This is a genomic window from Enorma phocaeensis, from assembly GCF_900186505.1.
GTDB lineage: Bacteria > Actinomycetota > Coriobacteriia > Coriobacteriales > Coriobacteriaceae > Enorma > Enorma phocaeensis.
The window spans coordinates 405,526-430,181 of the sequence record NZ_LT891969.1 but is presented as its reverse complement, the minus strand read 5'-3'; the positions used below and the strand labels follow the sequence as shown (position 1 = coordinate 430,181).

At 61.9% G+C, this 24,656-nt stretch carries 20 protein-coding genes and 1 tRNA gene; 9 read left to right on the top strand and 12 right to left on the bottom strand.

The window, feature by feature from the left end; all coding sequences use genetic code 11:
* Positions 1-5: 5 nt before the first annotated feature.
* From C1717_RS04820 to C1717_RS04780, 9 genes are all read right to left on the bottom strand, one after another.
* Positions 6-1,205: an FtsW/RodA/SpoVE family cell cycle protein gene (locus C1717_RS04820; protein WP_102372078.1), complete on the bottom strand. Its 1,200-nt coding sequence runs from the start codon at positions 1,203-1,205 to the stop codon at positions 6-8.
* A 14-nt stretch (positions 1,206-1,219) separates the two neighbouring features.
* Positions 1,220-3,286, bottom strand: coding sequence for a penicillin-binding protein 2 (gene mrdA, locus C1717_RS04815; RefSeq protein ID WP_102372321.1), 2,067 nt, complete (start codon positions 3,284-3,286; stop codon positions 1,220-1,222).
* Positions 3,287-3,297: 11 nt separating this feature from the next.
* Positions 3,298-3,870, bottom strand: coding sequence for a hypothetical protein (locus C1717_RS04810; protein WP_102372077.1), 573 nt, complete (start codon positions 3,868-3,870; stop codon positions 3,298-3,300).
* Between the two features lie 7 nt (positions 3,871-3,877).
* Positions 3,878-4,921, bottom strand: coding sequence for a rod shape-determining protein MreC (mreC, locus tag C1717_RS04805; protein WP_245859472.1), 1,044 nt, complete (start codon positions 4,919-4,921; stop codon positions 3,878-3,880).
* 15 nt (positions 4,922-4,936) lie between these two features.
* On the bottom strand, positions 4,937-5,968 hold the full coding sequence (gene mreB, locus C1717_RS04800) for a rod shape-determining protein (RefSeq protein WP_102372076.1): 1,032 nt from the start codon (positions 5,966-5,968) through the stop codon (positions 4,937-4,939).
* Positions 5,969-6,089: 121 nt separating this feature from the next.
* Entirely contained in the window at positions 6,090-7,490 is a 1,401-nt protein-coding gene (locus C1717_RS04795; protein WP_102372075.1) for a tetratricopeptide repeat protein, read from the bottom strand.
* Positions 7,491-7,492: 2 nt separating this feature from the next.
* Positions 7,493-8,056 carry a peptidylprolyl isomerase gene (locus C1717_RS04790; protein ID WP_102372074.1) on the bottom strand — a complete coding sequence of 188 codons (564 nt, stop codon included), beginning with the start codon at positions 8,054-8,056 and terminating at the stop codon, positions 7,493-7,495.
* Positions 8,057-8,181: 125 nt separating this feature from the next.
* Complete coding sequence (locus tag C1717_RS04785; protein WP_102372073.1) at positions 8,182-9,285, bottom strand: zinc ribbon domain-containing protein; 1,104 nt, start codon at positions 9,283-9,285, stop codon at positions 8,182-8,184.
* A gap of 138 nt (positions 9,286-9,423) precedes the next feature.
* Positions 9,424-12,321 carry an HAD-IC family P-type ATPase gene (locus tag C1717_RS04780; protein ID WP_180965841.1) on the bottom strand — a complete coding sequence of 966 codons (2,898 nt, stop codon included), beginning with the start codon at positions 12,319-12,321 and terminating at the stop codon, positions 9,424-9,426.
* A gap of 199 nt (positions 12,322-12,520) precedes the next feature.
* Between C1717_RS04780 and C1717_RS04775 the strand changes: the two genes are divergently transcribed.
* From C1717_RS04775 to aroQ, 9 genes are all read left to right on the top strand, one after another.
* A tRNA-Arg gene (locus C1717_RS04775) sits at positions 12,521-12,597 on the top strand.
* A gap of 147 nt (positions 12,598-12,744) precedes the next feature.
* A complete protein-coding gene (aroF, locus tag C1717_RS04770) occupies positions 12,745-13,776 on the top strand; it encodes a 3-deoxy-7-phosphoheptulonate synthase (protein ID WP_102372072.1) in 1,032 nt (343 codons plus the stop codon).
* Complete coding sequence (locus tag C1717_RS04765) at positions 13,773-14,684, top strand: prephenate dehydrogenase (RefSeq protein WP_342745795.1); 912 nt, start codon at positions 13,773-13,775, stop codon at positions 14,682-14,684. The genes aroF and C1717_RS04765 overlap by 4 nt, the downstream gene beginning before the upstream one ends.
* A gap of 52 nt (positions 14,685-14,736) precedes the next feature.
* Positions 14,737-15,879, top strand: coding sequence for a 3-dehydroquinate synthase (aroB, locus tag C1717_RS04760; protein ID WP_102372071.1), 1,143 nt, complete (start codon positions 14,737-14,739; stop codon positions 15,877-15,879).
* Positions 15,876-17,183 carry a 3-phosphoshikimate 1-carboxyvinyltransferase gene (aroA, locus tag C1717_RS04755; RefSeq protein WP_102372070.1) on the top strand — a complete coding sequence of 436 codons (1,308 nt, stop codon included), beginning with the start codon at positions 15,876-15,878 and terminating at the stop codon, positions 17,181-17,183. Before aroB ends, aroA begins: the two co-directional genes overlap by 4 nt.
* Positions 17,184-18,299, top strand: a complete 1,116-nt coding sequence (aroC, locus tag C1717_RS04750) for a chorismate synthase (protein WP_102372069.1) — start codon at positions 17,184-17,186, stop codon at positions 18,297-18,299. It begins immediately after the preceding gene.
* 56 nt (positions 18,300-18,355) lie between these two features.
* Positions 18,356-19,501: a bifunctional chorismate mutase/prephenate dehydratase gene (locus C1717_RS04745; protein WP_102372068.1), complete on the top strand. Its 1,146-nt coding sequence runs from the start codon at positions 18,356-18,358 to the stop codon at positions 19,499-19,501.
* Positions 19,502-20,800: a shikimate kinase gene (locus C1717_RS04740; RefSeq protein ID WP_102372067.1), complete on the top strand. Its 1,299-nt coding sequence runs from the start codon at positions 19,502-19,504 to the stop codon at positions 20,798-20,800.
* Positions 20,801-20,837: 37 nt separating this feature from the next.
* On the top strand, positions 20,838-21,272 hold the full coding sequence (gene aroQ / locus C1717_RS04735) for a type II 3-dehydroquinate dehydratase (protein WP_102372066.1): 435 nt from the start codon (positions 20,838-20,840) through the stop codon (positions 21,270-21,272).
* 99 nt (positions 21,273-21,371) lie between these two features.
* Here the strand turns inward: aroQ and recN are convergent, their stop codons facing one another.
* The 3 genes from recN to C1717_RS04720 are packed head-to-tail and all read right to left on the bottom strand — an operon-like array spanning position 21,372 to position 24,656.
* A complete protein-coding gene (gene recN / locus C1717_RS04730) occupies positions 21,372-23,003 on the bottom strand; it encodes a DNA repair protein RecN (protein ID WP_102372065.1) in 1,632 nt (543 codons plus the stop codon).
* Positions 22,993-23,853, bottom strand: coding sequence for an NAD(+)/NADH kinase (locus tag C1717_RS04725; RefSeq protein WP_102372064.1), 861 nt, complete (start codon positions 23,851-23,853; stop codon positions 22,993-22,995). The genes recN and C1717_RS04725 overlap by 11 nt, the downstream gene beginning before the upstream one ends.
* A complete protein-coding gene (locus C1717_RS04720) occupies positions 23,850-24,656 on the bottom strand; it encodes a TlyA family RNA methyltransferase (protein ID WP_102372063.1) in 807 nt (268 codons plus the stop codon). Before C1717_RS04720 ends, C1717_RS04725 begins: the two co-directional genes overlap by 4 nt.

The following is a 24,656-nucleotide window of genomic DNA, read 5'->3' as shown; positions in this document are numbered from 1 at the left end:
ACACCTCACTGAGCCGCATGGCGGCGCCATATGGACTGGATGATACCGATAACCAAGCACTGGACGATCATGGATGAAGAGCCGAAGCTGATGAACGGCAACGGGATGCCGGTGATGGGCATGAGCCCGATGCACATGCCGATGTTCTCGAAGATCTGGAAGAGCCACATGCCCACGAACCCGACGCAGACGAGCTTATAGAACAGCGAGTCGCATTTGATGGCGACTCGGATGGTCGAAAACATCAGCAGCGCGAAAAGCGCAAGGAGGACGAACGCGCCCGCGAAGCCGAACGTCTCGCTGAGCAGGGCGAAAACGAAGTCGGTATGGGATTCGGGCAAGAAACCGGCAGCTGACTGCGTTGCGTTTCCAAGCCCCTTCCCAAAGAACCCGCCTGATCCCACAGCGATGAGCGACTGCTGAAGGTTGTAGCCTGCTCTCGACGTATCGGCCTCGGGGTCGAGGAACACCAGCAGTCGATTCATCTGGTAGTCCTGGATCAAGGAGTTCCCGTCACCCACGATGCCGTCGACGATCGAATCGGTCGCCAAGATGAGTGAGACCAAACCGATGATGATGGCGAGCGTAGCCAGAACCCATTCCTTGCGCGCGCCGCTCATCATGATGATGATCGCGCCGGAAACGAAGATGACGAGGCTCGACCCAAGGTCACCCTGAATGATGACGCAGATGAATGGCACCGCGAGCATGCCGCATAGTTTGAGGTACTCCTTCACCGAGTCGATGCTCCCGTGATATTGCGCACCGAGGGCCGACATGTAGAAGATCGTGACGATCTTTACGAGCTCGACCGGCTGGAAATTCAGGCCGATGAGCGGAATCTTGATCCAACCGGTCATGCCCTTGGCGGTGACAGAAAGGCCGGGTACGAACGGAAGGAAGATGAGGACGATATCTACGGCCATCAGCACGCTCGACAGATTGGCCAGATTCGAGAGGTTGAGGTTCCACATGACGATAGCCGCGCAAGCACCCAGACCGATACCGAGCAGATGGCGGGAGAACGAAGCCTCGGGGTTCGTGAGCGACGCAGACCAGATGATTACCGTGCCGAAGGCGATAAGCCCGATCCATGCGATGAGCACGCCAAGATGGACTTGCTGTCTGAACGTGCTGCGCGACGAGCTCAGCTTCTTATTGACGTGTTTGAGGCTGCTGGCAGCAGCGCCCTTCGCTGGCGGCATGGATTCGCACCTCCTTACCTGGTCTGGTCGGTGGTTGTAACGGGGACGTTGTCGGGCTCGTTGTAGATCACGCCGAGCACCTGACGAGTCGCATACATCGCTGTCGAGGCGCCAAAACCGCCCTCTTCGAGCAGGCAGGCGATGACGTATTTTGGATCATCGGCCGGAGCGTAGACGATGAACCAGGCATACGGGTCCTCGTTGCTGCGCTCGCCCGTACCGGATTTGCCCTCCACCTTAACGCTCAGGTTGTTGAAATGCGCGGCGCACGACGGGCTTTCCTCGTAGATGACGCCCCTCAGGCCGGCCTTGACGAGCGAGAGGTCGTCATCGGAGTTGATGGAGGCGGTGAGGCGCTCCTTGCTACCGGTCTCGTTGTAAAGATAGGCATCGCCGCTGCCGTCTCGAGAAACCGCTGACAGCAGGATATGGGGGGTCTGTTCAAGGCCACCCATGGCGATACCCGCATACGCGGTCGCCATCTGAAGGGGGGTCACCAGGATGTCGCCCTGACCGATGACGATGTTGGTCATGTCACCGGGGTTCCAGGCGCGATCCTCCGCGGAGTAATCCGAGAAGTGCTCGTTTTTCCACGCGGCATCGGGAACACGGCCCGATGCCTCGGCAGGCAGGTCGACACCGGTCTTGGAGCCAAGGCCCCAGCGGCGGAACATCTCCTGCAATCCCTCGGGATTGTCCTTGTCGTAGTAGAAGTCCTTACCCATGTCATAGAAGACCGGGTCGCATGACCACGTGATGCCGCCTTGCAAGTTCAAAGTGCCATGTCCGGAATGGTTCCAGCACCACTTACCATAAGCCTCGCCATTGCCGGTCCACCAGCCGGTACAGGTGGTGGTTCGGGTAGCGGGATAGATGCCGTACTCAAGCCCGGCGAAAGCGGAGAAGGGCTTGATCGTCGATGCCGACATGTACTGGCCGCTCACGACGCGGTTCAAAAGCGGATTACCGCTCTCCTCGCTGTTCAGCTCCGACCAGAGGTCGGATGAGATGCCGCCCACGAATGCAGACGGATCGAACACCGGCGCGCTCGCAAGTCCAAGAATCTCCCCGTTGGTGCAGTCCATGCACACGCATGCCCCGTTGCGCGCATTCGCGTATCCAGCTTGCTGCGAGATGTTGATGGCGTACGCCAGTCCTTCCTCGCAGGCGCGCTGGATCGTGAGGTCGAGCGTGAGCTTGATATCGGTTCCCGGTCGCGGCGGCACCTCGCCGACCTGCCCGGTTACATTGCCCACAGAGTCAACCGTGACCGTCTGCTCGCCCCGGATACCCTGGAGCAGGTTCTCGTATTGACTCTCGACACCCGCTTGGCCGACGATGTCGCCGGATTGGTAGACGATGGAGCTTGCGGAATCCTCGCCCGAATCGATGAGCTCCTGCTGAGTTTGCAGCTGCTCTTGGGTAACCGTGCCGGTGTAGCCCAGAACATGGCAGGCAAGCGTCCCGTACGGGTACTCGCGCTCCGTACGGTCCTCGATGTAGACGCCCGAGAACTCGCCGGCGTGCTCCTGGATATAGGCGACCGTGGAGCGACGCACGTCCGTTGCTATCGTGTGGCGCGCCTGGGCGCCCTCGGTGTTGTCCTGGATGTTGCGCATGACGGCGATGTAGGGCATGCCGAGCACATTGGCGATATGGCGCACGAGCACCGTGTCTTCGCGCAGGTCCCGATAGGCGGTCACCGCGAGCGAAGCGCGATTGCGCACGAGTTCGTTCCCGTTACGGTCGAGAATGCGTCCACGGGGAGCCGATGTGGTCACGGTCCTCGTCTGGTTCTGCACGGCGAGCTCATCGTAGTGGTCAGAACTCACCATCTGCATGCTCCAGAGCTTCACGAGAAGCGTGGTGAACATCGCGGCGACCCCTGCAGACAGCAGGGTGAAACGGCCTTTGTAGGCAAGGCCCTGGGTATTGCCCTCTCCTTCTGCCGCGCGAGGGCGCGTACCGTTCTTCGTGTCAAACGTGAAGCGGCCGGAATAGCCCCTCATGAAGATGAGGGACCCCACTATGGCGGCGACGAGAATGAGGCCGGCTATAACGACGAGGAGCTGAGCACTCATCGATGCCACCCCTACCGCAGTCTCCTACCCCGGCCACGCGAGGCAGACTTGAATCGAGTACCGTAGCCGTGCGCCGAGAAGCCGGAACGCGATGAGGCCATGGAACCGGAAAGCATGAGGAACGGAATGGACACGACCGTTGTGAGCACGGCGCTCATGAGACCATGGCCGCCAAGGGAGAGCAGAAGATCGCGCTCGCTCCCCATGAAGAACAAGGCGATACCGTTGAGCATGCAGACCCCGACAGAGAATATGCCCATGAAACGCAAGGATGTCGAAGAGAATCCGCTCGTTCCGGCGCTCGCCATCTGCACGAGCAGGAACGAACCCGCCGTAAGGATCAGCGTCATGAGGCCAACGGGAACCGGAGAGGTCAGATCGTACAGCAATCCTGCACCAAAGCCGACGTAGACGGCTTGGCTGGCATTGCCCATGAGGGCGACCACGCCCGCGAGGATGATCATGAAGTTGATGCGGCCACCCAGTATCGAGATCTGGGGAGCCAAAGCGACCTGCAAGACGGCGGCCACGGCAATAAGGATGGCAAGCGCGCGCTGGCTATGTGCTGTGTCGCGGTATTCCATGGCTCACCTACTCCCCTTGCCCAGCTTCCGCTATCGTTCCGGCATTCTCATCGGACTCCTCGCCGCCATCGGATCCATCGCCCGAAGCAGAATCGCCATCCGATTGGTCGGCTTCCCCGCTATCAGACGATGCATCGCGTGCCGTACCCTGCGGGTTGGCATTCGCCTCGGCAACCTCCTCATCACTTGCCGTCTGCTCAGCGGTGAGCGAGGTGATGACGAGGACCTCCTCGTTGTTCTCCGTGCCGGAAGACGCCGGGGTCACGACGATCGTGTAGTACGTGGCATTGTCATCGCGGGTGACCGAGGAAACCGTCCCGAGGGGAATCCCTTTAGGATACACGCCTCCAATGCCCGAGGTGACGATGATATCGCCTTCCTGAACATCGGAATCGGTCGTCACGTATTCGAGTCTCAGCGTCCCATCGGGCTGGCCTTGAAGAATACCCTGCGCCCGTGTTGCCTGAACCATGGCGGAGACACCGGAGTTCTCGTCCGTGATAAGGCGGACGGTAGCCGTGTTGGTCGAAACCTCGATGATCTGACCTATGACTCCAGAAGCGTTGCAGACAGGCATGTTGATGGAGAGCCCATCGGCCGTGCCCTTGTTGATCTGCACCGTGCGCGACCATGCATCACCCGAGTCGCCGATGATTCGGGCAGCCGTGGACTGCAGGTTGTAGGTAGATTGAAGCCCGAGAAGCTGCTCCAAGCGCGTAGCGGTCTCCTGCGCCTCTGAGAGCTCAGCCACCTGAGCGGTAAGCTGTTCGTTCTCCGCTCGAAGCTCTTCGAGCGTCTCTTGGGAGGCGGTGAGGTTACCCATGATGTTGCCCAAAGCGTTGAACGGGGACGCTACAGCCGAGCCTGCATAGCGGATGGGACTCGTAACCGTCGTAACGAAGCCACGAACACCATGGATGATACCGGTATCGCCCTCACGCAAGTAGAAGGTGAGAAGCAATACGGAGATGATCATGAGAACCACGAACGGACGCATGCCCGTCGACGGCCTGTTGTTGTTGAGCGAGGAAAACCCTTGCGAACGAGGCACGGAGAGGACCCTCTCTTAGGCGTTGCTCTGGACGAAACCGCCATCGAACGCGTTGGCCTCGAGGACGCGCGCGCATCCGTTGACAACGTTATCCAGCGCAGTGGGGCTCACGTTGACAGAGACGCCGGTCTCATCACGCAGCAAGACGTCGAGGCCGCGCAGAAGGGCCCCGCCACCGGTGAGCAGGATGCCGTAGTACATGAGGTCCGAGGCAAGGTCCGGCGGCGTCGCATCGAGGGCGTCCTTGACTGCCTTGGTCATCTCGTCAAGCGGCTTTTGCAGCGCCCGCCTGATCTCCTCGCTCTCGATGCGCACGGTCTTGGGCAGACCGGTGATGACGTCGCGGCCGTTCACCTCGACGTCGAGCTCATCTTTGAGGGGCACCGCAGAGCCAACCTTGATCTTGATATCCTCTGCCGTGCGCTCACCGATGGCCAGGTTGTAGGCATCGCGTACATGCGAAAGGATGGACTGGTCGAACTCATCGCCCGCGACGCGGATCGACTGTGAGACGACGATGCCTCCCATGGCGATAACCGCCACCTCGGTCGTACCGCCACCGATATCGATAACCATAGAACCCGTGGGCTCCTCCACAGGAAGATCGGCACCGATAGCGGCCGCCATGGGCTCTTCAATGAGGTAAGCCTGGCGCGCTCCGGCGGACATGGTCGCTTCGAAGACAGCGCGCTTCTCAACCGAGGTGACACCCGAGGGCACGCAGACCACGACACGCGGACGGGGCGTCCAGGGATAGCGCTTGTCGGAAGCCTTGTCGATGAAGTAGCGCAGCATGGCCTCGGTAACATCGAAATCGGCGATCACGCCATCCTTCAGCGGACGAACCGCAACGATGTTGCCCGGGGTGCGGCCGAGCATGCGCTTGGCCTCGATGCCGACGGCAAGGATCCTATCGTCGTTCTTATCGATGGCGACGACGGAGGGCTCGCGAATCACGATGCCCTTTCCGCGCACGGAAACCAAGGTGTTAGCGGTACCAAGGTCGATAGCAAGGTCGCCAGCGTACTGGCCGAACAGCATGTCCATCAAAGAAAACAAGGTAGCTCCAGAAAAATCGAAAGAGGAGGCGTTGTGCTAGCAAGCTAGTGTAGAGCACAGGGCGGCGGCCTGTACATCTCCTGCCGCCGCTCTGTGCAAATAACACAAGCTACTCCACCGGCGCATCCTCGGAGACGGGCTCCTCGGCGGTGTCGGTGGCAGCCTGATCCTGGCTAGCGGCATCGGCGCCATCAGTTGTCGTCGTGGAGGAGGCGTCACCGTCAACAGGCTGCTCATCCGAGGAATCGAACTGCATGGTGATGGAGCTCACCGCCCATCCGATATGATTCGCGTTGCGTACGAAGGTGACCTCGTACGTGGGCTGGCCGCCGCGCGGCAGCTCTACGGTGACAAGCGCCGTGGACTCCGTCATGGACTGGTCCATGTTGGTGATGGTAGGCGTCGCATCCTCGGGGATGGAGGCCACGATCGAGGAGCGCGCGCTATCGGAAAGACCGGGGGCTAGATACTGTCCCGTGTCTCCGCCATCGGTAACAGCGTTGAAGAGGCCCGTAAGGGCATCCTGTTGCGAGGGCAAGCCGAACCCTCGCGTATAGGCGAATGCAAGGCCGCCAGCAGCGATCACGAGCAAGAGCAGGATGACAAGGAAGACCTTAAGGCCCGTGTGACGATGCCTGCGGCGGATCTTCATGTTCTGGCGGTCCTGCTGGATCATCTCTGATTCGGTGAGGGTGAAGAAGCCCGTGTCAGAGGGATCGGGCATGAACTGCCCCGACTTTCCGAGCGGATCGAGCGGATCGAGAGCCCCGACCTGCTGGGTGCCCACAGGAGCCATGGCATTCTGAGCAGAAGCGGCGTCGAGCGCGTCCTGCGACGCGGCCTGCGCATCAGCCTCAGCGGGGGTGAGCTGGTAGATGCCGTCCGCCGTAGCGACGCGGAAGGCTTCGACGGCTTCGGTATGTCGCCCGCTCGCGCTATATGCGCAGCCAAGACCCGCGTTGAGAGAGCGCGTGTCATCGCGTGGGCCGGCGAAATCGAGCGCGGTACGATACGACTCGATGGCATCAGCCGGACGCCCGAGCTTAACGAAGCATGCGCCGAGCTGACCGAGGGCAGAGGCCGGAGCCGGATTTGCACCATCGATGGCGGCCTGGCGGAAAGCCGTACCGGCCTCGGCGACGCGATCCTCGGAGAGGAGCGCGCGCCCAAGACCCAGATAGGCCTTGTAGGGCGTGGAGTAGGAATTATCCTGGGTCGCCTCGATAAAGCAAGAGATGGCGCCATCTGCATCGCCGACAGCCGAAAGTGCCTTGCCGCGGTTGGTGAGCAGCGCGCCGCGCTTGCCGTACGCGGTATCGCGCAACGCCAGCTCATAAGCGTTTGCCGCCTCGCGGACCATGCCGAGCCTCATGAGGGCATTGCCCCTAAGGTGGTCGACCTCGCCAGCGACCTCGGAATCATCCTTGCATGCCGCAAAGAACTGGACAGCGGTCGAATAGTCACCGGCACGATATGCGGAACGTGCCTGCTCGAAAAGCTGAGAATTCACGGTTACTCCCCCGCTCGCGGAACGTCATGGATGATCTCGACGTGTTTGATCTCGTCGCCTGCACGGAGCGCGGCGATGACATCGAGGCCTTCGAGCGTCGTGCCGAAGACCGTGTAACCCGAATCTAGGTTGTGCTGGGGACCAAGGCAGAAGTAGAACTGCGACCCCGCGGAATCCGGATCTTGGGAGCGGGCCATAGCAAGCGCTCCGTCTACATGGCTGTTGCGCGGATTGGTAGCGAACTCGGCCTTGATGCGCCAGCCGGGACCTCCCGTACCAGGCATGCCGTCGGGACCGGGCTTGCCGGCCGCGACATCGGCGCCCGTCATATCCCGCGTGTTGGGGTCGCCGCCCTGGATGACAAAGCCGGGTACATAGCGATGGAACTTAAGGCCATCATAGAAGCCCATGGTGGCTAGTTCGCAGAAGTTACCGACGTGAATAGGGGCGCCCGCTCCATCCAGGGCAACGCGGATGGAGCCCTTCGAAGTCTCGATGATGGCAACCTCGTCGCCGGCTACATCGTAAGCGGGGGTATGAAGCTCAGGCCTGGCAAAACCGAACATGGCAATCCTTCCCACGGCACAATCTCATCAATCGTCCCAATTCTAGCAATAACCGTGGGCATTCACGAATTCGGCATGTAGAAGGGCCAATTCTTAACCCCCTAGCCCTCAAGGCGCGCACCGATTCAGTGCTCCTGGGGCCGCCATTCCGTCACATGCTCGTAATAGCTGTTCAAAGCGCTCGAACCCGCTTCGCGCATGGGAGCGAGAATCTCATCTTGATGCTGTCCCATGGACTCCCCATCTGGATAGCCCAACGACACATCCCAGGAAGCGCAGATCGCATCGATGCGCTCGTACATCCACTGAGCAAGCTGCCGTACGTTATCGCGATCGGCCTCATACGGAGAGCCCTCCATAAGCCTTAGCGCATCGAGCTCATCGATAATGCCTTGCAGCTCATCGCGGACCTCATAGGCTCCACGCGATGCATCCTGGCGCTTCTGAAGGCTCGATGCCATGTACCAGCCGTTGAACGAATCGATGGCATCGGCGAAGGCGTCGCCTTCGTTGACCGCGACCACGCGCTCATAGAGGTCGGTTAGCTCCGCGAGGGCGGCCTCATCAGAGAGCGTCTGGTCTTCAAGCGTCTGGGATCCCTCATCCTGGGTATCGGACTCTGCGTCTTCCGCCAGCTGCTCGGCGCCCCCCATGCCTTCGCGGCTCGGGAACGACTCTTGGGCGGAAGTTCTCACGCTCTGGTAAAAGCCCGGCATCACGCCGAGAGGATCGAACCAAACGAACGCGATGGCGCAGGCGACGACAACCATGGCGCTGAAGGCGAGAAGCATCCTGCGCGAGACGATCTTTCGTGGATGATAGGGATCCTCGGCACGATTGGGATTGCGCTTCTTGGATTTCCTGTCGAGCTCGCTGCGGTCGAGGATGTTGGTGGCCGAAGGGTCGAGCGACTCCGAGAGAACGTCTTGTACCGAGCTAGACCTGGCACTTCTGCCCGAACGGGCCCCTTCGAGCATGACATCGGTCAGCTTAGGAAAGCTCGCGGTTTTGCCAGCAGCAAGATCAGAGGCAGCCGCATCGGTCGAGAGGATCCCCGGAGCAGGCCGCCCGCACTTTGGACAGGTTCGATCGCTTGCTGAAAGCCTGGCACCGCACCCCTCGCAGAACACGTAGCTCTTCCGCGCGGGAGCAGCTTGAACATAGGCGTGGCAATGAGGGCACACGGCCGCATGGTCATCAATGGTTTTTAGGCACTGGGGGCAGATCACAACTTGCCTTTCTCGCTACATATATGCACCCGGCGGTCGACGAGCCTAACGCTGACGGTAGGATACCACCTAGACCAAGCAACCGTAATGGAACTCGGCATCAGAATGCCGACCAAGACGACGGGACGCGAAAGATGCCTATCCATCACGCGATTCGCCGATTCCGCTCGAGCGCGCACGAGGGCGCCGCGGCATGCGCATCGTGATCCCGCCCGTTGACTTCGTTACCGTTCGCACCGATCGAGCGCCCGAACCGTCGATGCCATGCCCCGTCGATGGGGCTGACCTTCGGACACCCGACTTCGTATCCCGTGCCTGAGGCGCATCAACAGCAGGGTCCGTATTCACCGAGGGCTCGTCGAAAGAACGCGTGGATGCCGGAGCAACCGCTGCGTTGTCCGCGTCCATGGTTCGGTCGGGTTGCCTCTGGATGCGCGCCCTCACTGCGTTCACGGCCCTTCTTGCCGAAGATCCCGTGGAGGAAACGCGCCTTTTGGAGCCCTTGCGCCCCAAAGATACGCGAACCCCGCGGCCAAAGCCCGATGCAAGACGCGTCGTTCGGGGCGCGCGGGAATCCATCAATCGAGCAAGCCGGAAGAACACGGCACAGCAAGCGAGCGAAATGACCGCGAGCAGCATGGCCAGCCCCCACCCCATGTACGCGATCGAGAAGAAATCGGGAAATCCGATGATGCCGATCGCGAGCCCTCCGATGATGGAGGCGAAGAGCAAGGCGCGCACTATCGTGAACGGCTGTGAGATTCGCCAAATGAGGCAGCACCCAACACTCGCTGTCGAAACGAGGCACATCGTGGAAAGCGTTGAAACATCGAACGCGAGCAGCGAGCTTGCAAGCATGCACAGGCAGGCTCCGACGATGACTGAGACAGACGCAGGGAACGCGCGCTTGACGACGTTGACGAGAAAACTGCCCTCGACGCGCGCGCGGTTGGCCTCGAGTCCGAGCACGAAACCGGGGTAGCCGATGCAGAAGAAGTTTATGAGCGTCATCTGTATAGGCTGGAATGGATACGGTGGAAACGCGATGCAGATCGCGGCAAGACCCATGGAGAAGAGGGTCTTGGTTAGGAACAGCGCTGCAGAGCGCTGAAGGTTGTTGATGGAGCGGCGCCCCTCCGCCACGACAGCGGACATGCTCGCGAAATCGTTATCCACGAGCACGAGTTCCGCCACGTTGCGCGCCGCGTCCGAACCAGCCGCCATCGCAACCGAGCAATCCGCTTCCTTGAGCGCGAGGACGTCGTTTACGCCATCGCCTGTCATGGCAACGGTATGGCCGCGGCGCTGAAGCGCCTGGACGAGCTCTCGTTTCTGCTGCGGGGTCACGCGCCCGAACACGTGATATCGATCGATGGCCGCGTCGATCTTCCCAGGCGTGTCAAGCGTCGTCGCGTCAACGAAGGCGTCGGCACCGGGAATGCCTACGACTTTCGCGATAGAGGATACCGTTCGCGGGTCGTCGCCCGAGATGACGTTCAGGATAACGCCCTGCTCGTTGAAGTAACCGATGGTCTCAGCAGCGGAAGTGCGGATCTCGTCGCGGATGGTCACGAAGCCCAGCGGCCGGGCAGCGCCCAACATGTTGCCGTCCTCATCGAAGCCGTCCACGAGCGCGACGACGAGCACGCGGCAGGTGCTCGCCAGCTCGGCGACGCGATCCTCCACCTGCCGGAACGTCTCGTGGTCGAGAACGAACTGCGCCGCCCCCATCACAAAGGCGCCCTCTGCAAATACCGCACCGCTCCACTTCTTCGCGGATGAGAACGGTACGACGCGAACGGGCGCGCTTATCGGCACGTTCGAAGCCTCATACCGGTCGAGCAGAGCCTTGCAGGTCTCGTTCGCATCTTCGGATGTTGCCCGTGCGATGTTGGCGAGCGCGAAATCGACCAGAGCGACCTCGGCGGGCAGCGCGATGTCCGCTGCAGGCCCCTCGATAGGCAGCGGATAGCTACCCTCCACCTCCATTCGACCAGACGTTATCGTGCCGGTCTTATCGAGGCAGAGCACATCGACGCGTGCCAGTGTCTCGATGCAGTAGAGCTGCTGGGCAAGGACGTTTCTGCGGGCGAGCCGAATGGTGGAGATGGCGAGCACCGATGAGGTGAGCAGCACAAGGCCCTGTGGGATCATCCCCAAAAGCGCACCCACCGTGGAGAGGATCGCCGCCGATACGGCTCCCCACGCTTCCGGGCCGGAGAACATCCATGAGAACATTCCCACAGAGGGATCGGTCGATGTCGCCTCCCAAACGGCATAGCTCTCGCTCACACTCGATATGAACAGGGCGATTCCCAGAGGAAGCATGATGACGCTTGCGAACTTGACGATGAGGTTCAGCGTGTTGAGGATCTCGGAGTTTACCTTTTTAACGTACTTCGCCTCGTTGTTGATCTTGGCGACGTAGTTCTCGGCACCAACATGGACCACTCGCGCATAGACCAGACCGGAATCGAGAAAGCTGCCGCTCATGAGCTCGCTGCCCGGAGCCTTCTTGATCAAGTTGCTCTCTCCCGTGAGCAGGCTTTCATTAACCTGCGCCTCGCCCTTGATAACGACCGCATCCGCAGGCACCTGGTCGCCGCGACCGAGTTTGACAACCTCGTCGATGACGATGTCGTCAAGATCGAGCTCGACTTCAACCCCATCGCGCAAGGCCGTCGCCTTCTTGGTCGCAAGGAGCGTCAGCTTATCCACCATGCGCTTTGAGCGAAGAGCCTGCACGATACCAATGCCCGTGTTGAGCACGACGATTGCGAGGAACGTGAGGTTCTTGAATGAGCCCGCGATGATCACGAGCAACGCAAGCACCAAGTTGATAAGGTTGAAGAGCGTGAGCAAGTTATCGAGTACGAGCTGCTTGACCGATTTGGTCTTGAGCTCGGTGTTGATGTTGACGCGCCCCTGGGCAACGCGCTCGGCAACCTCGGAGGATGTCAACCCATGCATCGTCGACGGCGAATCCACGGCACCGTGCGCTCCGGACACGTCAGCCGCCTCGCAATCCCCTGTCATCGAACCTCCCTGCAGTTTTTGAACGCCCATAAGCTTACCCACAAAAACGATCATGAACGCAAGTACGCGAATTATCCTCGACGGCCCGCGCAACAAGCATGGCAAGCAAGAAGAGGCCATGGTCTTCGAACGCGCGCATCGAGCGGATATCGCTGCCGTTGCTTCTCGGCCCTGTTTGAGTATAATGGCTGTCATCAACGTCCCATTAGCTCAGTGGATTAGAGCGTCTGCCTCCGGAGCAGAAGGTCACAGGTTCGAATCCTGCATGGGACACCAAGACGCTTCATCCGGGTTGCTCGGCAGCCCGGATTTTTCTTATGTTGTTTCGAAGCCGTGCTGGGCCGGTGTTCGTGACCAAGCGCGCGGACAAGTGCGCTAAACTCTCAATACTTGAACCGTTTCAGCACGATAGCAGGAGACTACATGATCGCGATACTCAAGAACAGCGCCGACGATAGGGCTGTGAAGAAGCTTGCCAGCTGGATCGAAGGCAAAGGACTGCAAGCGCACATCAGTCGAGGCGAGAACGAACTCATCATCGGCTTGGTGGGCGACACAACCAAGATCGATCCGTTCCTGCTTGAAAGCATGGATATCGTGGAGCGCGTGCAGCGTGTCTCAGAGCCGTTCAAGAAGGCGAACCGAAAGTTCCACCCCGCAGACTCCGTCATCGACTGCGGGGGCGGGGTCCTCTTGGGCGGCGGGCACTTCCAGGTCATCGCCGGCCCGTGCTCCGTAGAGGGCGAGAACCTCATCCGCATCGCACGGCGCGTTCATGCTGCCGGTGCGACCATGCTTCGCGGTGGCGCCTACAAGCCCCGAACGAGCCCCTACGCCTACCAGGGCATGGGCCCTGCGGGCTTGGACCTGCTCTGCGAAGCGCGCGCCGAGCTCGGCATGCCCATCGTGACCGAGATCATGGATGCACGCGATATCCCGGTCTTCCTCGACAAGCGCATCGACGTCATGCAGATCGGCGCCCGCAATGCGCAGAACTTCACCCTGCTCAAAGAGGTCGGTAAAACGAAAACGCCCGTGCTGCTCAAACGTGGAATGTCGGGGACCATCGATGAGCTCCTCATGGCTGCTGAGTACATCATGAGCGAGGGCAACGACAACGTGATACTGTGCGAGCGCGGCATTCGCACGTTCGAGACGCGCACGAGGAACACCTTCGACCTGAATGCTGTTCCCGTGCTCCATTACCTCTCGCATCTTCCTGTGGTCGCCGACCCCAGCCATGCGACCGGCTACACCCGTTACGTCGCTCCCATGGCGCTCGCCGCGACGGCTGCCGGCGCGGACGGCCTGGAGATCGAGGTTCACGACGACCCAAGCCATGCATGGTCCGATGGCGCTCAAGCGCTGACCCCTGACATGTTCGATGACCTGATGCGTCGCATCGCCCTCATCCGCGATGCCATTCAGCCTGCATCTGAAGAGGCGACTCGATGATGGGAACGGGGGACGCGCGCGCAGACGCGAGCCTTGCGCCCAGCCTTCATGTAGGCATCGTGGGACTTGGCCTTATCGGGGGCAGCTTCGCTCGAGCGTACCGCGCAGCAGGTGCTGAGGTCTATGCCTTCGACATCGACGGGGACATCTTAGAAGCCGCACGCGTGGACACGATCGCCGGCGTGCTTGACGACGATGCCCTCGGCAAGCTCGACATCGTCGTTCTTGCTGCCTATCCGCTCGCTTGCATCGCATGGCTCAAGGAGCACGCCGCGGCACTTGCCGCAGCTTCCGATGTCCCCGCGGGCACCGGTCCGCTCGTCATCGATACCGCCGGCGTGAAATCGACCGTATGCGCAGAGGCTTTCAAACTCGCTCAAGACCATGGCTTCGCATTCTTGGGAACGCACCCCATGGCGGGAACCGAGCATTCAGGCTTCGCGTACGCACGCGCCGATCTCTTCAAAGGCGCCCCCATGGTTCTCGTCCCGCCAGCGATTGGTGACCTCGAGCGGCTCAGGCTACTTGACCGCGCCCACACGCTACTCTCCCCCTTGGGCTTCGGGTCGTTCAGCGTGACCACCCCCGAGGACCACGACCGCGTGATCGCCTTCACGAGCCAGCTCGCGCACATCGTCTCGAACGCCTACGTCAAAAGCCCCACCGCCCAGGGACACCACGGCTTCTCCGCCGGAAGCTATCGAGACCTCACGCGCGTGGCGCACCTCAACCCCACGATGTGGGCTGAACTCATGTGCGAGAACGCGGAGAACCTTATAAGCGAGCTCACCGGTCTCATTGATGCGCTCGATGGGTATAGAAGCGCCCTTTCCGCAGGCGACCAGGATCGGCTGCGCATGCTGCTCGCTGAAGGCGACCGCATCAAGCGCTCCCTCGATGATGACTAGGCTCTTTATCGCAACCGGAAGGCAGACAATCCAAGCAGTCAAGGAACACGCTATGTACACCATCGACATCCCGGCATCCACCCCGTACAAGGTGCATATCGGCACCATGCTCCTTGAGGCATCGGGAGAACTCGTCCGCACAGCCTGCGGAGGCGAGCGCGCCGTAATCGTCACCGATTCCAACGTGGGGCCGCTCTACGCCCCCATCGTGAGCCAAAGCCTCAAGTCCGTTGGCTACGAGGTGTTCACGTTCACGTTCAGCGCTGGCGAGCGCCAGAAGCGCGCGAGCACCCTTATCGATATCCTCGAGTTCATGGCCGAGCATGAGTTCAGTCGGAGCGATGCGGTCGTTGCGCTCGGCGGCGGGGTAACCGGGGATGTCGCCGGCTTTGCTGCCGCATGCTACATGCGCGGCTGCCCGCTTGCCCAGATCCCCACAAGCTTGCTCGCCATGGTCGACTCCTCGGTGGGCGGCAAAACCGCCATAGACCTCAAAGCCGGCAAGAACCTTGCCGGCGCCTTCTGGCAGCCTCGCGTGGTGATCGCCGATGTCGGTTGCCTGGGCACCCTTGAGCCCGAGCAACTTGCCGATGGATGCGGCGAGGTGATAAAACATGGCGTCATCAGAGATAGCCGGCTCTTTGCCCAACTCGAGCAAACGCCCCTCACGACGGAGCTGCTCCATAGCGACCTTGGCATGGTTGCCGCGATCATCGCTCGCAACGTCGAGATAAAGCGCGACGTGGTTGCTGCCGATGAGCGCGAAGCCCACGCCCGGAAGCTATTGAATTTTGGCCACAGCGCCGGCCATGCGATAGAAGCGCTCGAAGAATATAAACTCGGCCACGGATCTTGCGTGGCCCAAGGCATGGTTCTGATCGCAAGCGCCGCCGTCATGCGGGGAGCCTGCGATGCCAGCGTGCCCGACCGCATCGCCCGCCTTGCACGCCGTTGCGGCCTGGACACCACCTGCCGCTGGGACGCCGATCGCATCTATACGGAGGCACTGCACGATAAGAAGCGGGCCGGCGAGCACATCGATGTCGTCATGCCCCATGCAATCGGCTCATGCTCCATCGAGTGCATGAGCCTGGACGACTTCCACGAGCTGCTACGCGCCGGAGATTGCCGCCACGCTGCCTGCGGACACGAAGACATGGCGCAAGCGGCAGGACAGGAGGCGAACACGCTGTGATCGCGCGCATCGAACCCAAGACCCTCTCCGGCGAGGTGCACGCCATCGCCTCGAAGTCCATGGCGCACCGGCTCGTCATCGCCGCGGCGCTCGCCAACGGCCCTACCGAGGTGGTATGCAACACCACCTGCGATGATATCGAGGCGACCCTTGATTGCCTTGAGACCCTGGGAGCGCGCATCGTTCGCTCGCCTGGAGTCTTCGAGATCCACCCCATTCCCAAGAGTCAGGAGCATGGAATCCTGCGCGCCCTTACCGGGCGAACGCTCGACTGCCGCGAATCGGGCTCAACCCTGCGCTTCATGCTTCCGGTCGCCTGCGCGCTCGGCGCCGACGCCACCTTCATCGGTGCGGCACGGCTTGGCGAGCGACCCCTCACGCCGCTCATCAACGAGCTCTTGGCCGCGGGCTGCGACCTGCCGGCAACAGGAGGCCTCCCCCTCACGGCACGCAATCGCCTGCGTCCGGGCACCTTCCTGCTTCCGGGGAACGTGAGCTCCCAGTACGTGTCGGGCCTTCTCCTTGCCTTGCCGCTTCTTGGGCAGGAGAGCACCGTCGAGGTCACCGGCGCGCTTGAGAGCAAACCGTATGTCGACCTCACCCTCGAAGCGCTTGCCGCGTTCGGCATCGCGGTCCGCACCGAGTGCGATGCCGAGCAGCAGGTAACGCGCTTCCACCTCGACGGTACGGGCTATCGCACGCCGCGGCGCATATGCGTCGAAGGCGATTGGTCGAACGCGGCGTTCTGGTTCTGCGCGGCGGCGATCGGCAAACGGCCCATCACGGTACGCGGCCTCGCGCTCAACTCGATGCAGGGCGACCGTACCGTGCTCGCCGCGCTGTCGCGATTCGGTGCGCGGGTGAATCGCTCCACCGCCGCGGCAACCGTCCGTCCCGACAAGCTCAAGGGCTTTTCGCTCAGCGCACGCGACGTACCGGATCTAGTGCCCGTGCTTTCTGCCGTAGCTGCATCGTGCGAGGGGACCACGGTCATCCACGATTGCGCAAGGCTACGCCTCAAGGAGTCCGACCGGCTCCAGACCACGGCGGCGATGCTGAACGCGCTGGGCGCAAATGTGCGCATCGTGGGCGACGACCTCGTCATAGAAGGCGTTCCCGAATTAACCGGCGGCACGGTCGATGCCTGCCGCGACCACCGCATCGCGATGACCGCTGCCGTCGCCGCGGTTCGCGCCAGCGGTCCCGTGGTGATTCGCGGCGCCGAGGCAGTTGCCAAATCCTATCCAACGTTCTTCGACGATTACCGTGAGCTTGGCGGCATCGTCGAGCTTAAGGAGGACTAGATGGCGTCGGTTGTAGGGACGAGCGTTCGCCTCTCGATCTTCGGCGAGTCGCATTCCGCCGGCATCGGCTGCACCATAGACGGAGTTCCCGCCGGCATTCCCATCGATATGGACGAACTCCAAGCCTTCCTCGACCGGAGGGCCCCTGGACGCTCGGACACGGCCACGCGGCGCCGCGAAGCCGACGCTCCGACATTCCTCTCGGGAATCCTCGATGGGCATACCACAGGCTCGCCTATTGGCGCCGTCATCGAGAATGCCGATACGCGATCGGGTGATTACGCTGGCCTGCGAACCGTTCCTCGTCCAGGCCATGCTGATTTCCCCGCGCGCATGAAGTACGGAAACTGGCACGATGTCTCAGGCGGAGGCCACTTCTCAGGCAGGCTCACCGCGCCGCTTTGCGTTGCCGGCGCCATCGCAAAGCAAGCGCTCGCCACGCAAGGAATCGAGGTCGTCGCGCACGTCTCCAGCCTTGGACCGGAAGGCATACCAGACGAGCCGCTCAACGAGCTCGAACTCGACATCGCACAGGTCGCCGCGTTGCGAGCTCATAGCTTCCCATGCATCGCAACAGACGCCGCCGCACGCATGGAAGCGGCGATCCTGCGCGCCCGCGATGAGCTCGACAGCATCGGAGGCGTCATCGAATGCGCTGCTTACGGGGTGCCCGTAGGCATCGGGGACCCCATGTTCGACGGAATCGAAAATCGAATCGCACGGCTTGCCTTCGGGATCCCCGCGGTCAAAGGGATTGATTTCGGTGCCGGTTTCTGCGCCTCCTACCTTACCGGTAGCAAGAACAACGATCCCTACACCATACGCGATGGCCAGGTAGCAACCGAAACGAACAACGCGGGGGGCATCCTCGGCGGGATTTCAACCGGCATGCCCATCGTCTGGCAGATGGCGGTAAAGCCCACGCCATCGATCGGCCAGAAGCAGCAAAGCGTCGACCTCGACCGAATGGAACCAGCAGAGCTTGCCATCAAAGGACGTCACGACCCTTGCATAGTCCCCCGAGCCGTGCCGGTCGCCGAAGCCGCCTGCGCGCTCGCCTTGCTCGACCTCATGATCGAGGACGGCCGCTTCAAGTACCCCGCCCCTCGGCGCTAAACCAGGAATTCGCCACGATCCCCCGCGCTCATCGACAAAACAGGAAAGGGTCGTTCATGGAACTCTCAGATATCCGCAACCGGATCGACGCGATCGACGCGGGGATCCTCGACCTCTTCTGCGAGCGAATGGAGCTTGCCCAAGAGGTTGCCAAAGCCAAAGCCCAGACGGGCAAGGCGGTTTTCGATCCCGAACGCGAGCGCGAGAAGCTCTCACAGGTGGCACGCGCGGTCCCCGCAGAGTTCAGCGGGCAGGCGGTGAGCCTCTTCTCGCTGCTCATGAGTATGAACAAGGCCGCCCAGCAACGAGCGATCCATGCCGCAGACGCCGGCTCGCTCTCCCGCACGGCATTCAGCGCCCTGCAACCCATCGATAAACCCTTCCCCGCCCTCGCCGACGTTGCCTGCCAAGGGGTCGAAGGAGCCTACAGCCAGATTGCCGCGTGCCGGCTTTTCAAGATTCCCACCATCACCTTCCACCCCACATTCGAGGGTGTTTTCCGCTCGGTGAGGGATGGGTCTTCTACCTACGGCGTGCTCCCCATCGAAAACTCCACCGCAGGATCGGTGAACGCCGTCTACGACCTTATCGCGAAGTATCGCTTCTCCATCGTGCGGAGCATACGTCTCAAAATCGACCACAACCTACTTGCCAAGCCCGGTGTATCGAAAGCCGACATCTCCGAGGTCTACTCCCACGAGCAAGCCATCGCGCAATGCTCGGAATACCTCGAACGCCTCGGTGTCACCGTGCACGCCTGCGAGAACACGGCGCAAGCGGCGGCATTCGTCGCAGAATCGCCGAGACGCGACATCGCCGCCCTCTCGTCTCGCGATTGCGCGGCACTCTATGGACTCACGGCCATAGATGAGGACGTGCAGGATTCAGACAACAACTATACGCGCTTCGTCGTGATCTCCGCCACGCCTCAGGTCTTTCCTGGCGCCACGCGCACCTCGCTCATGCTCACGGTCTCGCATGAACCCGGCTCGCTCTACCGCGTACTCGAGCGCATCTACGCCCTCGACATTAACCTCGTGAAGCTCGAGAGCCGTCCCATTCCGGGGAGGGACTTCGAGTTCATGTTCTACTTCGATCTGGATTGCCCGTTCGGATCGGCAGCCTTGGGAAATCTGCTCGACGGGATCTCCGACGTTTGCGAGATGTTCGCGTACCTAGGAAGCTATCAGGAGCTGATATAGATGGGCGCGCTTTCCGATTCCACCCAAGCCGCAGATGCCCCCTTCGGCCTTCTTGGGCGCAAGCTCGGCCATAGCTACTCCCCCGCCATTCATGGTGAGCTCGCGGGCATACCCTATCGGCTCATCGAACTCGAACCACACGAGCTCGGATCGTTTCTGCAGCAGACAGGCTGGCAGGGGCTCAACGTCACCGTACCGTACAAGCATGCGGTGGTGCCCTTCTTGGATGAGCTCACTCCCACGGCGCAGCGCTTGGGCAACGTGAACACCATCGTCAGACGCGCGGACGGGACGCTCCTCGGCGATAACACCGACTTCGCAGGATTCCATGCCCTCGTGACGGCTCTCGGCGTAGATGTCGCGGGCAAGCGCGCGCTCGTGCTCGGGGGCAGCGGAGGAGCGGGAACGACCTGCCGCGCCGTCTTATGCGATCTGGGTGCAGACGTCGTATCGGTAGGACGTAGCGGACCGGTCACCTACGATGACCTCCCCCACTACAGCGATGCCGCCCTTCTGGTCAACGCCACGCCCTCAGGGATGTACCCCAACTGTCCCGAAGCGCCCTGCACGCTCGAGGCGCTCCCCGACCTCGAGGGAGTGATCGACCTCATCTACAACCCCGCGCGGACGGCCCTCATCATCGAAGCCGAGCAGCGCGGCATGCCAGCGGTGAACGGCCTGCTTATGCTTGTTGCCCAAGCAGCCGAAGCCGATCGCCTCTTCACAGGGGAATCCATATCGAAAGATCGCATCCAGGCGACCACCGAGACGCTTGCGCGGCTAGAACAAAACGTTGCCCTCATCGGCATGCCGGGCGCTGGCAAGACCCGCGTCGGCCGAGAGCTCGCTCGCCTTACCGGACGCCAGCACGTCGATATCGATGTCGAGCTCGAGAGGCGACTCGGCACGACCTGCTCCGACTTCATCATCGAGCAGGGCGAGGAAGCGTTTCGCGTGCAGGAGACGCACGTGCTCGCCGATATCGCCAAGGCAAGCAGGCTCGTCATCTCCTGCGGGGGCGGCGTGGTCACCCGGCCGGAAAACTATGCGCTGCTCCATCAGAACAGCCGCATCGTGATGCTCGACCGTCCACTCGAGGAGCTCTCGAGCAGGGGCAGGCCGCTCTCCGCGCAAAACGGCGTGCAGGCCTTAGCCGAGCAGCGCATGCCGCTTTACCGGTCATGGGCTGATCGCATCATAGCCTCGCGCGCCTCCGCCTCACTCACAGCTCAAGCCGTCTTGCAGGAACTGCAGCTAGACGTCCGGTTACGTGGCGAAGCCGGTGAACTTGAAGCGTAAGCCTCTAACCCGCCCCTTACCGAGAAAGGAACGCGCTGTGAAGGTGCTCGTCATCAACGGCCCCAACCTCAATATGCTCGGCGTTCGCGAACCCGCCATTTACGGCACCGGTACCTACGCCGACCTCGAGCGGATCTGCCGCGAAGCCGCCGCTGACAACGGCTTCGATGACATCGAGGTATTCCAGTCAAACCATGAGGGAGCCATCGTCGACAAGATCCAGGAGGCATGGGGCACCGTCGACGGCATCGTCATCAACCCGGCAGCCTATACCCATACGAGCGTCGCGATCCTCGACGCCCTCAAGGCGGTCGCCATCCCCGCCATCGAGGTCCATATCTCCGACGTGGATGCTCGTGAGGCCTTCCGCCAGGTCTCATATGCCGGAATGGCATGCATCGCGCGGGTGGCGGGAGAAGGTCTCAACGGATATCGGCACGCCATCGAGATGCTCTCAGAGCGCCTCGCCTAAGGAAGCGCGAGCTGACAGCAAGCAGCTTTGAACGACGATGCATCGGCTGGATAGCTCGCTTCCCGACCGCTCGCTCAATGGAAAGGGCGGCGATCGAGGCTAAGCCTCGTCGACCTCTCCTAGCATCTGGCGCGCGTGCGCAAGCGAAGCCTCGGACGCATCACCGGAAAGCATGCGGGCGATTTCGCGCACCCGCTCATCACCGGTGACCTCGACCAGCTGGGTTTCGGGAACATCGGCATCCTGCTTGCGCACAACGTAGTGTCGATCTGCCAGGACGGCAACCTGCGCGACGTGCGTCACGACGACCACTTGATGCGTACGGGAAAGATCGGCGAGCACTTGAGCGAGCGAGCGAGCCACCGCGCCGCCCACGCCCGCATCCACTTCGTCGAACACGAGGGTATCCACGCCGTCCGCCTCGCCGAGGACAACTTTGCAAGCGAGCATCACGCGAGAGAGCTCACCGCCCGAAGCGATGCGCCTAAGCGGGCGCGGGGTAAGACCGGCTCCGCTCCGATACAGCAGCTCGCAAGACGCAGGGCCAGCCTCCGTCCACCGCTCGCGGGGCAGCGGACGCGACTCCCAGACGAGCTCCGCGCGCCCCATCTCGAGGCGAGCCATCTGCTTAACGACCTCACGGCAGAACCGAGGGGCAGCCTCGTTGCGACGCTTCGAGAGCGTGCGCGCGCATGCTGCGAGGTTACGTTCCGCCTCATCGACCTCCTGACGCGCCCGGCGAACGCGCGCCTCGCTGTCATCTACGAGAGCGAGAAGCTCCCGGGCCTCGTCGCGTTTGGCGAAAACATCTTCCATGCGCGGGCCGAATCGCCTGAGCAACCCCTTGATCGCGCCGTAGCGCTCTTGCAGACGGCCGAGTTCCGCCGGATCGAAATCGACCCCATTGCGATAGCGGTGCAGATCGCTCACCGCATCCTCGATCGTGATCGCCGCGCCGGCAAGCTGGTCGGCATATTCGGATAGCTTGGTATCAACCGACCCCATGCGAGACAGCTCGGCGATGGCGGCGTTCAACCCATCAAGCGCGCCTCCCTCGCCTGAGAGCGCTTCCGCAGCCTCATGGGCCGTACCGGCGAGGGCTTCGGCGTGCTCGGCGCGCGGAAGCAACTCCTCGAGCTCCTCGAGCTCACCTTCTTTGGGATCGACCTCGTCGATGCGCTCGCACGTGAAGCGAGCGTCCTCCAAGCGGGCACCCTGGGTCGATGCCGCCCGTTCGATACGATCGAGCTCGGCAGCCGCCGCACGCGCCTGTGCAAGGGCGTCGCGATAAGCCCGCACCGCGTTCTGAACCGAGGCTCCCGACCAGGCATCGACCATCTCAACATGCGAGGCAGGATCAAGCAGGCGCTGGTGCTCATGCTGGCCGCATAGGTCGACCCGCGGCCCCACAAGCGAGGCAAGTTCCCTCACGCTGGAGATCGAGCCATCGATGCGGACGCGGCTGCGGCCATCGGATGCAACGCGCCGCTCAACGCACGTCCCCTCGGTATCACGGGCATCGAAGAAGAAGCGACCGGTAACGAGGGCGGCATCTGACCCCTCGCGAACCTGCGAGGCCTCCGCGCGCTCCCCCACAAGCAGCTTGAAGGCGGAAAGCAGGGCCGTCTTTCCCGCACCCGTCTCGCCGGTTAGAACGGTGAGGCCCTCCGCCGGAGCGAAGGACGCGTTGCGGATCAAGGCAAGGTCGCGGACCTCGATCTCATCGACCATGATGCACTCCGTAGAACACGCGCGATACCGAGTTGTAGAAGCTCTCGGGACCGTAATCGAGCAGCAGGATATCTCCAGGGCCGCGACGAACCACAACTCGGTCGACGGTTGCTTCACTGGTGATGAACTGACCGTCGACCGCTATTGCGGGAACCGACGGGCGCTCATGCGACATGGCGATCTCGACGACATCCGAGGGTGAGGTCAGAAAAGCGCGCGCCTGGATGGTATGCGGCGCTATGGGCACGCAGACCATGCCCGAATAATCTGGGCTCACGATAGGCCCTCCGGCAGAGAGCGCATAGCCGGTGGAACCGGTCGCAGTCGAGACCACCACGCCGTCGCCGCGCAACCGGTCGATGTGATGACCGGAAACGGTGATATCGAATTCGACCATGTCTGAGAGCGGCCCACGCGTCAAGGCGAGATCGTTGAGAGCGAACGTGTTGACGGTGCTCGGAGCCTCTTCTCCAGCCTCGCCGACAACGTCGACATCAAGCGTCGCCCGGCGGCTGACGTGAAGCTCGCCCGCAAGCGCGTCGCTCACGACGCTGATGACGTCGCGCTCGCTGGGACTTGCTGCCGTAAGGAAGCCGACATGGCCATACGACAGGCCAAGGATGGGAATCTCCCGATAGCCGACGATGCGCGCGGCACGCAGCAGCGTCCCGTCGCCACCGAGCGAGATCACCAGATCGCACCCTTCGATATCCGGTTGGGCGACGATTTTGGAGCGCTGGTCCTGCGCCCAGACGACCTCGGCACCCTGGCGGTTCAACCAGAGCTCAAGACGAAGACCGCTGTCGACAGCCTCGTTCTTGTAGTAGTTGGGAACGAGGAAGACCTTCATGAACCCACAACTCCTTCGACTTGGGTGAGCACCATCCGCGCCGCCTCGGCTGGAAGCCGGCCATCCTCTAGCTTACCCATACGGGCGATGGCGAAGAACTCCACATTGCCCTTAGCTCCAGAAATCGGCGAAGCACACAAGCCAAAAGGAGCAAGACCGTGATCACCGAGGACTCCGATCACGCGTTCGAGCACCGCTCGGCGAACGGCGAGGTCACGTACCACGCCGCCATCACCGACCTCTTCAGGTGCCGCCTCGAACTGCGGTTTAACGAGCGTGAGGAAGACCCCGCCGGGGGCCAGCAGCTCTTGAACCGCCTCGATGATATGCGCGATCCCCGTGAAGGAGACATCGCAGACAGCGAGTTCGAAAGCGCCTCGATAGCCGAGCTCCGGCACATCGCAGACATTGGTCCTCTCAAGCAGGGTCACGCGCGGATCGTTCCTGAGCGACCAGGCGAACTGGGCACGCCCGACATCAACCGAGACGACGCTCGAGGCTCCTCGCTTGAGCAGGCAGTCGGTGAAGCCCCCTGTGGAGCATCCGATGTCCAGGCATGCTAGGCCGGATGGGTCGAAGCGGAAGGCATCGAGCGCTCCGGCGAGCTTGAGGCCCCCGCGCCCCACGAATGGCAGGTGCCCCTTCACATGGAGCTCGATACCCGGATCGACCTTCAGGCCTGGGGAGGTCAAGCGCTCGCCGCGCGAGGAGACGTCACCTGCCATCAAGATACGCAGGGCATCCGCGCGATCAGCGCAGATGCCCTGGGCAATCATTTCATCATCAAGGCGGACTCGCTTCAT

Coding starts and splice junctions, on each gene's coding strand:
- aroC (WP_102372069.1), top strand. CDS start 17,184: ATGGCGTCGGTTGTAGGGACGAGCGTTCGCCTCTCGATCTTCGGCGAG.
- C1717_RS04810 (WP_102372077.1), bottom strand. CDS start 3,870: ATGGAATACCGCGACACAGCACATAGCCAGCGCGCGCTTGCCATCCTT.
- C1717_RS04820 (WP_102372078.1), bottom strand. CDS start 1,205: ATGCCGCCAGCGAAGGGCGCTGCTGCCAGCAGCCTCAAACACGTCAAT.
- mreB (WP_102372076.1), bottom strand. CDS start 5,968: ATGGACATGCTGTTCGGCCAGTACGCTGGCGACCTTGCTATCGACCTT.
- C1717_RS04745 (WP_102372068.1), top strand. CDS start 18,356: ATGGAACTCTCAGATATCCGCAACCGGATCGACGCGATCGACGCGGGG.
- C1717_RS04740 (WP_102372067.1), top strand. CDS start 19,502: ATGGGCGCGCTTTCCGATTCCACCCAAGCCGCAGATGCCCCCTTCGGC.
- C1717_RS04720 (WP_102372063.1), bottom strand. CDS start 24,656: ATGAAGCGAGTCCGCCTTGATGATGAAATGATTGCCCAGGGCATCTGC.
- C1717_RS04725 (WP_102372064.1), bottom strand. CDS start 23,853: ATGAAGGTCTTCCTCGTTCCCAACTACTACAAGAACGAGGCTGTCGAC.
- aroF (WP_102372072.1), top strand. CDS start 12,745: ATGATCGCGATACTCAAGAACAGCGCCGACGATAGGGCTGTGAAGAAG.
- aroB (WP_102372071.1), top strand. CDS start 14,737: ATGTACACCATCGACATCCCGGCATCCACCCCGTACAAGGTGCATATC.
- C1717_RS04765 (WP_342745795.1), top strand. CDS start 13,773: ATGATGGGAACGGGGGACGCGCGCGCAGACGCGAGCCTTGCGCCCAGC.
- recN (WP_102372065.1), bottom strand. CDS start 23,003: ATGGTCGATGAGATCGAGGTCCGCGACCTTGCCTTGATCCGCAACGCG.
- C1717_RS04780 (WP_180965841.1), bottom strand. CDS start 12,321: ATGACAGGGGATTGCGAGGCGGCTGACGTGTCCGGAGCGCACGGTGCC.
- mrdA (WP_102372321.1), bottom strand. CDS start 3,286: ATGAGTGCTCAGCTCCTCGTCGTTATAGCCGGCCTCATTCTCGTCGCC.
- C1717_RS04790 (WP_102372074.1), bottom strand. CDS start 8,056: ATGTTCGGTTTTGCCAGGCCTGAGCTTCATACCCCCGCTTACGATGTA.